At 34.3% G+C, this 12,100-nt stretch carries 8 protein-coding genes and 1 pseudogene; all 9 read left to right on the forward strand.

The genetic code is table 11. The features are described from left to right. Window positions 1-200 precede the first annotated feature (200 nt). Window positions 201-785 (forward strand): MptD family putative ECF transporter S component, encoded by a 585-nt coding sequence (locus IGI80_RS14270; RefSeq protein WP_438723923.1) that lies wholly within the window; start codon window positions 201-203, stop codon window positions 783-785. Then, entirely contained in the window at window positions 785-1,510 is a 726-nt protein-coding gene (locus IGI80_RS14275) for an energy-coupling factor transporter transmembrane component T (protein WP_438723925.1), read from the forward strand. Before IGI80_RS14270 ends, IGI80_RS14275 begins: the two co-directional genes overlap by 1 nt. 19 nt (window positions 1,511-1,529) lie before the next feature. Next, window positions 1,530-2,987 (forward strand): ABC transporter ATP-binding protein, encoded by a 1,458-nt coding sequence (locus IGI80_RS14280; RefSeq protein ID WP_438723927.1) that lies wholly within the window; start codon window positions 1,530-1,532, stop codon window positions 2,985-2,987. Between the two features lie 1,195 nt (window positions 2,988-4,182). Continuing rightward, window positions 4,183-4,404, forward strand: a pseudogene (locus IGI80_RS14285) (zinc ribbon domain-containing protein); the annotation flags it as partial. Between the two features lie 195 nt (window positions 4,405-4,599). After that, window positions 4,600-4,899, forward strand: coding sequence for a hypothetical protein (locus IGI80_RS14290; protein WP_438723929.1), 300 nt, complete (start codon window positions 4,600-4,602; stop codon window positions 4,897-4,899). A 308-nt stretch (window positions 4,900-5,207) separates the two neighbouring features. Next, a complete protein-coding gene (locus IGI80_RS14295; protein ID WP_438723930.1) occupies window positions 5,208-5,417 on the forward strand; it encodes a hypothetical protein in 210 nt (69 codons plus the stop codon). A 333-nt stretch (window positions 5,418-5,750) separates the two neighbouring features. Continuing rightward, the gene (locus tag IGI80_RS14300; protein ID WP_438723932.1) at window positions 5,751-6,236 is read left to right on the forward strand and encodes a hypothetical protein; all 486 of its coding nucleotides are present in this window, start codon (window positions 5,751-5,753) and stop codon (window positions 6,234-6,236) included. A gap of 14 nt (window positions 6,237-6,250) precedes the next feature. Next, complete coding sequence (locus IGI80_RS14305) at window positions 6,251-7,009, forward strand: hypothetical protein (RefSeq protein WP_438723933.1); 759 nt, start codon at window positions 6,251-6,253, stop codon at window positions 7,007-7,009. A 205-nt stretch (window positions 7,010-7,214) separates the two neighbouring features. Next, the gene (locus IGI80_RS14310; protein WP_438723935.1) at window positions 7,215-12,008 is read left to right on the forward strand and encodes a hypothetical protein; all 4,794 of its coding nucleotides are present in this window, start codon (window positions 7,215-7,217) and stop codon (window positions 12,006-12,008) included. Window positions 12,009-12,100 lie beyond the last annotated feature (92 nt).

A 12,100-nucleotide genomic window follows, 5' to 3' on the forward strand; every position in this document is an offset into this window, starting at 1 on the left:
ACTTTTTTGCTAATGATTCCATTCATTTGAAATAATTCTTTTGTGATAGAAGCAATGAATCAAAAAACGATTACTATTTTAGTGAAATAGTTAGTGTTATGAGTACCACATTATGACGTTCACATACGGAAATATATTGATAATTTCTAAACTAATTGATATGATAATGAAAATCATTCTCAATTAGGAGGAATTAAGAAATGGATAAAGAAAAATTGAATGTGAAAGATTTGATCAATATAGGTATCTTTACAGCATTATATATTGTGTTGTTTTTTACAGCGGGAATGACGGGATATATTCCGTTTATGATGATTTTACTGCCTTGTTTGATTGGTTTAGTGGGTGGTATTCCGTTAATGCTTTTATTGACTAAGGTGCCTAAATTCGGTGTTTTGACAGTGACAGGAGTACTTGTTTCTCTATTAATGTTTATGACTGGGCACCCATGGACCATTTTAGTTATCGGTATTCCTGTTACATTCTTAGCGGACTTAATAGCGAAAATAGGATCTTATAGAAAATGGTCGTTTTTATTGGCCGCATATATTCTTTTCTCAATGTGGTCCTTCGGGGCTATGTTTCCATTGTTCTTCATGAAAGATACGTATCTAAAATCTTTGGAAAGTGGCTATGGTTCAGAATATGCGAATAAGCTGGGAAATTTAATAACTACAACGATGTTACCGATTATTCTTATTTTGGCAATAGTTGGTGCAATTATTGGAGCCTATATTGGTCGTCATGTGTTGAAGAAGCATTTCAAACGTGCAGGCATAGCATAATGGAAATCAAGCATCTTCACCTCTATAAAATTCAAACAACAGCGTTAGACCCACGAACAAAATTACTCATACTTTTATTCATTGCGGTACTAACCATGGCTGGAGATATTACCGGAATAAAAATTTACTTTCGGCTGATACTCGGTCTGATTCCAGCAGTGTTATTAGCTATAGATAGCGATTTGAAAAAAAGTGTCGGTTATACAGGATTATTTCTCGGTGGATGGTTGATAGAATCTTTTTTACTTCTTCGATTTGCTGGGGGAGTGAGTATGGTTCTGCTGATTATTTCGGGATTGATTACTCGTTTTGTACCTTCTTTAGTGATGGGGTATTATTTCATTAAAACGACACAAGTGGCTCACCTGATTACAGCATTACACAAGTGGCATGTTCCAGATGTTTTGACTATTCCTGTTGTCGTAATTTTCCGCTTTATTCCTACGATCAAGGAAGAAACGTCTTCAATCACTAATGCAATGAGAATTCGGAATATTAACGGAAAGATGACCTTGCAGCATCCGATTAAGTACATTGAATATCGCTTGGTTCCATTGATGTCCTCGATTGTTCAGATTGGAAATGATTTAACTGCTGCTGCATTAACTCGTGGGTTAGGCGGTAAGTCACAGAGAACAAGTATTTATGATGTCAAGTTACGAAACCTTGATTTAACAGTTTTGGTAGTAACGATGATGGTTGTTTTGTGCTATATATTCTTATAAAGAGAAGTGGAGCGAGTGCATGATTGAATTAAAAAATGTGAGCTATCAGTATGAAGGAGAAGCATTAAAAAGTTCATTACAGGATATTAATCTAACAATTAATTCGGGAGAAATTGTAGTTTTATGCGGGGCATCAGGCTGTGGTAAAACGACATTGACACGAATTTTAAATGGATTAATTCCTCATTTTTATGAAGGAAAACTATCAGGTTCTGTAACAGTCAATGGTCAAGTACCTCAGAGACTGACAATTCAGGAAATCTCTAAAACTGTTGGTTCTGTTTTTCAAAATCCGCGGGCCCAATTTTTCTGCACCAATACCACTTCTGAATTAGCTTTTGCTTGTGAAAATGCTGGCATATCCAAAGAAACCATCATAAGGCGTATCGAACGTGTAAACAGCCATTTGAATTTCTCCAATTTATTGGATCGTAATATATTTAAACTTTCTGGCGGAGAGAAACAAAAAATTGCTTGTGGCTCGGTTTCGGTTGCAGAAAATGAAATCTACGTGTTGGATGAACCATCATCCAATTTAGATTTGAGAGCGATTTTAGATTTAAAAAAACAACTTCTATTCTGGAAGAATCTGGGGAAAACCGTGGTTATTGCAGAGCATCGGTTACATTATTTAAAAGATATTGTAGATCGAATAATCTATTTAAGAGAAGGAAAAATTGAACAGGAATTTTCCAAACAAGAGATTAGAGAGATTTCCTCCTCCTATTTGCAACGCTTAGGGCTACGCTCTATTTGGTTAGATTCGATTGTCGCTGAAAATGATACAGCTTTATCAAAAAAAATGTTGAAGCTTAAAAATTTTTATTTCACTTATAAAAAAGGAAGTGTAGCAAAATTAACTATTCCTAAATTGCTAATTCCAAAAGGTAGTATTACAGCCATCGTCGGTTTTAATGGTGCAGGAAAGTCAACGTTCGCTCATTGTTTTTGTGGACTAGAAAAACGTTGCAAAGGAGAGTTGATTATTAATGGTAAGTCATTTTCTAATAAGGAACGACTTAAGAATAGTTACATCGTGATGCAAGATGTGAACCATCAATTATTTACTGAGTCAGTCTTGGAGGAAGTTCTATTAAGTCAGCGAAAAGAATCAGAAGAAGAAGCTAAATACCATCTGTCTCAGGTGAATGTCGTAGATTTTGCAGAGCGCCATCCGCTCTCGCTCTCAGGTGGACAGAAACAGCGGGTGGCGATTGCAAGCGCCCTAGCTAGTGAAAGTAATTGGATTTTCTTCGATGAACCAACAAGCGGGTTGGATTATCAACACATGCAGGAGGTAGCGAACTGCCTGCGAGAGCTGGCAGATAAGGGAAAGACGATTTTTGTTATTTCACATGATTTTGAATTAGTTGCTAAGTGCTGTAATTATTATCTGCATATAGAAGAAGGAGAAATTGCTCGGTCAGGTGCATTAACGACCTGTAGTTTGAAGCAGCTTCAGGAAGTATTTATCTAACATAAAGCGTCGAAAGCTTTGATTTTTTCTTTTATAATAATTGAACCATATGAAACTAAAGTATAAATTTTTATAGAAGAAGAGTGGTAATAAAATGATGTTTATCACACAGTATTTTAAAAGATATGGATACAGAGAGTAATAAAAGCTACCATTTTTTAGATATGGATTTTGAAAATATGCTGGCGAATAATTGAGAATACTTCAACAGATAGCAGAGATCAAACAAATTGTTAATGAGCTATTTTCTCTTTCTGAAATTCGTCCAAGGGAATCAAGTTTCGTCAAATTGGTTGTTTTTTCAGCAAACCTATTAGAATGTTAAATCCATTTGGATCCAGAAAGCTCCAATCAAGATACAATTTTTTTGAAAGAATGTTTTAATATCTATATTGTCCTTTTAACAGGTACTGGATAAGTAATCCCAGACTTGCGAGAAGGATTTTTTGTGCGTAGGTACGATCAATCATAAAGATAGGAAAATCATGACTGTCAGTTAGTAATAAATTTAGTAGTAGGGTCTGAGATAATAACGTGATCTTTCTAGTTTCTAATGTGCAATTGAAAAGTAAGCTAAATCCTTATCCATGAATAAAATAATTACTTTTGAAATCATGAAAAAGTTGTTCAACTAACTTGAGATATAACTCCTGTTAGATTTAGGGTAACTTTAGTAACATTAGTTGTTGTAGTAAGGTTTCGGCATATATTGAGTTATAAACTTGTTTAATGTTGCGATTAGTTCCTTTAAAATGTTTTGCTCATATAAGGTGTTCTTATAAAAAGAGCTTTTTATCAAAATGAAAAAGCTTAGTGTTGCAACATATTTTCCTTTATAATAATTAAATAGGATTTAAGAAGTCTCTTGTTTGTCGAGAATATTATTTGAAATACAGATTTTGAAAGCGATTTATTTAAGTATAATTTATTTATAGATTTAATCGGTTAGGACAAAGAATCTTATTTTACGGTTAGAGTGATCATTAATGAAGCAATTAGCATAGTCAAAGTGGAATTACTACTATGTTTTTGAGAATATATTTAATAATAAATTTAACAAATTTCCTAACCTAAAATCATTAGTTAGAATCAAGCTTCATAGATAACCTAAGAAAATTATCAAATCTGCTACAATATCATGTCACTTAAGTGGCAAATACTATACTTCTTAATTTTATAAATAAGAAATTATATAAATCAAGATATTTTTTATGTAGAAGACTTAAATGTAAAAGGAATATTACGTAACTATAAGCTAGCTAAAAGTATTTCTAATGTATCATGGTATAGCTTTTTGATGGAACTACATTACAAAGTTGACTGGTATTGATGTGAAATTATCAAAGTAAATAAGTGGTTTCCTTCCAGCCAAGTCTGTTCAGAATGCGGATACAAGGACGGAAAGCAATCGCTATAGTTATAGTAAGAAGGCAGTGTAAAAGAAAAGAGGGATCAGGTATTGGCTATTGGAACGAATGTAAAATATGAGAATTACTATGTTCTCTTGACAGTAAAATTTCACAGTAAAAAATTGAAACAAAATTATTGTCGAATAATTGTATATAGGAACACGATATCTAGAGAAAAAGCATTAGATATATTATCTACTTCAATGAATGATATTACTATTACTTCATTAAAAGAAGAATATGCATTATGTTTAGTTAATGACTTGAAAGAACCAGATTATTTTAATGAAATAGATAAGTGTTGGATTGATGGAACAATTTTTGTAATGAGTATAGTAGAAAATAACGGAGATTATAGCTATACGTATGTAGTAACAGAAGTTAACGATTGTGAAAGAATTGAGCCTACTTACTTTAGAGCATTTCTAAATTCTGAAAAAGAGTTTTATTGGGAAGAGTTACAAGATTGCTGGGTACTAAGAAACCATTACTATGATTTATAAGTGCGCTACTACTCTATTGTAGTGATGAAGCGGTAAAGTTTTAAGTAACTTTTAGGAATTTATTGAATACTTGGAAGAATTTTGACAAATAAAGCTATTTTTTGTTTATGAAACATAGAGGATTTTATACTGTTGTAAAGCTACTATTGATCTAAATTTTTATATTTACTAGTAGGAAGAATAAATAAAAAGAGTTTGATTTAAGTAATAAATCATGGGGAAGTATTCATGAATCAAGGATATTTGTCAATTTTTGAGAGTTATCATAAGCATCACTAATGCTCATTATATATTAAGGAGAAAAAAATATGAGAGAGATAGACAAGATAAAACAGAATGAAAATATTACTGCAATAAAGAAATTATGTATAGAGCATCCAAAGTTAAATATGAATGAACTAGCACACTGTTTAAGCTTAAGTATTGAACAAGTTTATCAAATTATTAAAGAGTATAATTTACCCTACTATTGGAAATTCACGGAGAACCAAGGCTTAACAAATGAAAGAGAGGGATAATATAAATACAATCGTCCTTCACGTACTTAATTATACGTTAGAAATGCTTGAATGACTACACTTTAGATCGATTGTTACTATTATTTTTATTTGGTCTACTCTTTATAAGGAATTTTAAGCATATAGTATTTAGGTATACTTATTTTAGTGCTAATACACCACTATGAATTATTTTAAATCACATTAGATTTTTAGAATTCATAAGTAAAAAAAAAGGAGTGAAATTTAAGTACAAGCACAAATAAAACGGTAGAGATATTCAAAGGTTATTGTATTTTCTAATAGGAAATAAGTAGTGATTAAAGAAAGGAAATGTGAATTAATATGAAGAAAATGAATTTTTTAGCAGGTACTATAATGCTATTGAGTACTGGTTTATTTGGAACGATTTCAGCACTTGCTGATGCGAATGTACCTGTTACTTATCATAACTATAATCAAATCCCTGATCCAACAAATCCAGATAATCCAGATTGGATTTTACAAGTTCCTGCTAGCATTGAGTTTACCAATGTATACAAAGAAGAAGATGCTTCAATTAAGTTAGTTCCGCGTGGGGCAGCGGCGTTACCTGCTAATGGTGTTAAGGTAGAGGTTCAATCTACTAATGCATACAAATTAAAAAAAGCTGGTGCTACGGATGTAGCTTATAGCTTAGCCTATGACGCTACTTTTACTGGTGCTGTCAAAACAGAAGTTGGGGTGTTAACTACAGCTACGCCGGAAAAAGCGGGACTAGCTAAACTATTAGGTCAAGGTCATAAAGTTGGAGACTATACGGATAATTTGACATATTATGCCACGGCAGTTAATCCATAGTGGCGAGGACTACTATGAAAGAATTTCATTATCAAACTCATCAGGACTATGATAAAGAGTTTGCTAAACAGGAGTATACGTATCAGTACTACAGTAAAAATAAAGTTAGTGAACTAGCATTGAATATTGCACCGATGGCGATTCAAGGGGTAATCGGGAAAAGGTTCGCACATGAAATCGGAAGTCTTTCTTTTGAAAAACAAGCAGCGAAGATACCTGTATATTCCAACACTTACTCAGCACTTTTTTATCAGCTATCTGGTTATCTTGCTTGTGAAGGTGGGGAATACCTTGCTGTCATTAAGTTAAGAAAATGGTTGTGGTTCTTGCCGCTAATTTTATTACTGTTTGTGTCTGTCTGTTTTTGGTTATTTACGAATGACGATTCACTTAACCGCCTTGATCCAAATGCCAAAAAATATGTTCCTAAGATTGAATACAGTAAAAAAAAGGTGCCGAATCAAATTCAACTTCCAGGGTATAATCAGGTCACTATGGTGGCAGATACAAAAGAATTGTATGTGGCTTTATGGAACCCAGAAACGAATCCGTGTTACTTCCAGTTTACGTTGTCACTAGATAAAAAGGTTATTTATCAAAGTGGTCTTGTTTCACCAGGAGATGCTGTCACGACGGTGGAATTAAATCAAACCGTACCAGAGGGGAACTACCCTCTACAAATTAAAATTGATACTTTTGATTTAAAGGATGATACTAAGCAACTAAACGGAGGCTCTATTGAAGCACAGTTAGTAGTAAACACAAGGCAATAAAGAATTGTGCCTAATTTAATAGGCTAAGTAAGACTGATTCAGTCTAGCATTTCAACTGGAGTAAGCAAACGATTTAGTTAAGTGTTGCCAAAGTCATTTGCTTACTCTCTATTTTATAGGATGAAAAATTTATGAATAGACCTTCGGTCTTATTTAGCTAAAGAAAATGCTACTGACAATTAATCAAAGAAAAGAGGAATGAGGTGTGCGAAAGTTATCATTTTTATTCATGATAGTTGTTAGTTTAACTTTTTCAATGCTTTTTTTAAATCAATCAAACGTTCAAGCAGAAGATAGTGTTTTACTAAGCAGCGATTTGACAGAACTACCATTAACTGAAATAAAGAATGGACTAATGTCAGTGACGTTTAATATTTCCGAGGACCCCTCTCAAAGTGATTGGTTAGTAAAGATTGAAGTGCCACGATATATAAAAATCACAGGATTGCCACAAGATGGAATCATTACTGGTAGCTATACAGAATGGGATGCAACGAAGGGGGTTAATTATCAATACCTTCAGATACATCAGGAAACAAAAGGAAGTATCTCTTTACAAATTCCTATATCAATGATCCCATACTATTCTACGGGTCATATAGGTTTGAATCCAGCTGACGAACAGCTTTATCTTACCACTGGCGATGTGACAATTGGTCAGTATAGTGTAACGGTTTTAACTGCCGATAAACAAGTGTACAGTAGCTCTGATAGTATTCCTGCTAAGATTGTTCGAGGAACCTTACCAGAGAGTATTTATGTTACTAATAGTTATTATGCAAATACTAGTTCCTACTTGTGGGCGTACGCGAACCAAACGTGGCTTAATAGTAATTGGCTAAATGCTAGTGGGTATAATTATATTGCTAGAGAGAGTGGCAATATTTATAGCGGCAATCAGCCGGCCCAGTTACAACGTTTGCGAGTCTACGCTCCTCCGCAATTTCATTTTGAACTTGCTAATGATATGCCAGCTAGTTATCGTGGTAATATTATAGCTATGGATGAGAATGAAAAAGGAGCATATTTGGAAATTGCCGCAGATAGCACTAATAAAAATATTGTGGGTTCTAGTTCTATTTTTAATTATCTCAGCTTAGCTGCGAATGCATCTAATACAATCGCACTAAGTTCTACTTATCAAGCAGCGGATCTAGAGTTAACTTATACAGTTTTTGGGGACGAGCGTGTCCTAACTATTCCTTCTGCACTGATAGTGAAAACATATGACACAGATATTGCAAAGGAAAATAGATGGCAGTTAACTAGTCATAGTGATTTATCAACTGTCTTTTATTCGGTCAATGGGAATCTATCGAGTAATAATTATTTTACTGTTAGTAATCCGTTTAATGGTAATATCTTACCGGATAGTCATGGAGAAGGAGCAGAATTAACCATTGATTTTCCAGAAGAGGTCACAGGAACGAATTGGATAGTCGAAAGTTCAGAGGCAGGAAGTACGGCTGATAAAACTCAAGGAAAAATAGAAAAAGCTGTTGCCATCACTGATAAAGGCAATGAATTATCAGTTACCATCGTAAATACGCCTGGATATACTAATCAACAATCTCTTAGGGCAAGTGCACCGGCAGACGGTGAAAAAATCAGCCAATTAAAAATAAGTTTTGAATCTTTCTATGGGAAATCCTACCAATTGAGTTTGTATCAAACGGGTATTAGGGAGGCAAATAGTGATAAGACTGTGGAAATTACTGCTACATTAAAGGATCAAGCTACTACTGTGACGAGTAAAATCCCAATCCAACTAAAAGCTTTAAGAGAACAAGATAACTTAGTTATTAGTCACTACAGTAATTCAGTTTATCCTTTTTGGAATACTAAACTATCAGCTAGAGCCGGAACCATAGGTTCCTCTGATCTAAGTATCTATATCAATAATAACTATTCTTATGCTAGTAATCCATCGTACATGTATTACCAGCCGCTCCATTTACCGGAAAATGTAGCTACGATTACGTATCCCTATGAAGTTCAACCTACCAATTGGACATTTTATCTAACCGACCGGAATACTTTAGGTTCCTATGGCGGCATCCAACCTGCGGTAGGAACTCTTCAAAATGTTATTGTTTATTTCGATGATGGGACAAAACAAGAGTTTGCGGATATAAAAACTAATTCAAGGATTGCACCTATAATTCCCGCAGGGAAAAGAGTCACTGAACTACAGATTCGCATGGATGATTTGTACGGCAAAGAGCTTCGAATCGCTACATCTAACTTAACCATGGGGCCAAGTTTAGCAAATGGCGATCCCTTTGATGGTAGTGAACGGGTAATCACCACGTCTGTTAAAAGTGAGAAAGTAGGAAAGGAACTTAGTCATGATGCGACTGTTGTTTTAACACCAGAACCGCCAAAAGATTATCGTTTTACTCCTAGTAATACCAGTTTAGCAGGCGCTATTTATCCGGATAATACATTTGGATTTAGACCCTATCTACAACGATCTGCTGATACACGAAATGATAAAATTTTAGAAGATACGACGACTACGTTTTCGATGGAGTATCCCGAAGGGATTTTTCCGGATCATTGGTCCCTAGATGCTTCGGTAAAAGATTTAGTCAAAATAGCTTCTATTGAGTGTTTTTTAGACGACGGCACGAGTCAAACTTACCCAGTTACGGGAAATGCGTTTGTTTTACCAGATTTGGGAGAGAAACGTGTAGTGAAATCTGTCTTGAGTTTTTCAACAATTAAAGCTGATTTCTATCTTACTATTTCAGGAAAGACCAAATCTACAAGTAAGAGTTTACCATGGAGAAAAACAGCAAATTTCCCAACAGAGATTGAGAACCTGTCAAAAAAAATGAAAAATCAAATGACACTAACGGGAACTTTTACAGATCCTACTCAAATAAATGATAGTTATATTAATCTCACTAATTTTAACGGTTATCAGTATGGAGATGGAGCTAGTCCTAGTAATTTAAACAAGTACTTTTTAGAACAACCGCAAAATAACGCTGAAACAGTGTTTAACGTCTATTACAATACATCACTATATTCAGTTACTGTAAGTAATAATTTTTCCTATCAACTAAATAACGATAGTGCACAATACTTAGATGGTCGATTTTCTGGTTTAGCTGGAATGAGTGTAGACTACCAAACTTTTAAAGGCGATACGGGTTCTTATACAGTAGGTGAAACAGGCAAAGAAGCAGTATTTCATCAACTAGCTGCAGGGGATCATTTTACTACAGTGACGGTACGTTATCCTGGAGCTCATTATATCAACTTAAACCAAGGACACATCTTTTATCTAGGGGCAAAAGTAACACGTAAACAATTAGATGAGGCTCCCTCTCATCCGACGGATGACAACGTAAAACAAATTACCATTGCAGGGGATGTAAAATCAGAGGCTTATCCGAATTGGAATTTGACTGGTTTTACGGCGACCAATAAACAACTGGTTAATTTTACTTTCAAACGTAGTATGACGGTGACTAAGATGACCACTAGTACCGCCCTTAGTTTAGCAAATGTCTATCAAAGTGAGTCTTTTACTATTACACTAACGCCACAACTTACGAAGGCTGTCAAGAATGTTAATGGTTACAACGCTAATGTTCCTTTTGGAAAACTAACTTATTACGTTGAATGGAAAAATCCAGATTTATTCCTATTCAATGGGTTTACGGGAAGTACTGCAGATAATTGGGATGGAAAAATGATTAAAGGCCCAGACGGGCGTAGTTGGTTACAAATCACACAAAAGAATATTGAGATGGTTAGCAACTCGAATTATGGCACTTCTATTTTCACGCCAGGTAAATATCCATATTTGAAAGATAATATTCAGCTACAAGTGTCAGTGATTCCTGGTGGTCAATTAGGCAACTCTACAGTAACAGGAGAAATATACGCAGATTTAAGTGAGTATCTAGCAGAAAAAGATAATTACTTAAAAAAATATCAAGTAGAGATAAGTGCCCAAAACTTATTAGCAGAAATAGCTGATGGGCCCGCTAAATATTACCAGCTATCTACCGCTGAAACTAGTATTAGTGTATTGCGTAAAAATGTTAGTGGTGTGACTATTCTGCCTGGAAAAGAAGATGTTTATTCAAAGGATAAATTAAATGTTTCCTTTACGAAAGAGAGTGAGAGTTTATTAAACGGATTATTAACGATTAGTTCTACAAATAGTAGTTTAAAAAATTATCGAGTAACATTTTTGATTCCTAAAAAAGGAGAAAAAGTTAACTATACAGATAAAAATAACACCATTCAAACCGTAACTAATGACATTAGTATGATTTTAACGGGTCCATTAATCGTCTTAAATCCAGATATTTCAGCGCAAGTATTGTATCGCATAAGTGGACAAACAGAATTTTTATCTGAAGATAAGATCCTTGATTGGAAAAAAGTCGCAGAAGTGCAAGTAGATATTGCAGAGTTACCCGCACTAAGTTCGAAGAACTTTAAAATTCAATTACAAGCGCAACGTGAATTCGCAGATCAAGCGTATGATATGTATCTAGTCCCAAATTCAGGTTATACCATTCAAGGTATAAAAGATCCTATCATGTCCGTAGGTGGATTAACTACCTATCATTTTGAGCCAGATACGCAAAATCCTGAATGGTTGTTAAAAATTCCAGCAGCTCTTACTTTTACCAATAGTCAAAAACAACTAAGTGATCAGCTTGAACTAGTACCGACTGATTCAAATGTTCCCGCATCAGGAATTCGTCAAGTAACAATTAATTCTGCGAATGGGAATCAATTAGTTCATGCTAGGACACAAGAAAAAGTACCGTATAGTCTTTTCTTTAAGGATTATATTGGCAATGAAGTGAAAATAAATCATGAATCGACTTTCCCGGCACCAATTGGAAAATTTGATAGTCGTCAAACGAATGGAACGGCGATTAGTTTACAAGGTATCTTGAATGAGAAAGGACATAGTACGGGGGATTTTACAGATTCATTGACTTTTTCGATAGCCAATGTTCCATAAAGAATTGATTTAACGATCATAAAAAATAGTTGCTTATATAAATGTACTAGGATATCGTATTATTCCTAGTACATTTTTACTAGTTAATTTCA

Source organism: Enterococcus sp. DIV1420a, assembly GCF_051712165.1.
In the GTDB taxonomy this organism is placed as follows: domain Bacteria; phylum Bacillota; class Bacilli; order Lactobacillales; family Enterococcaceae; genus Enterococcus; species Enterococcus faecalis.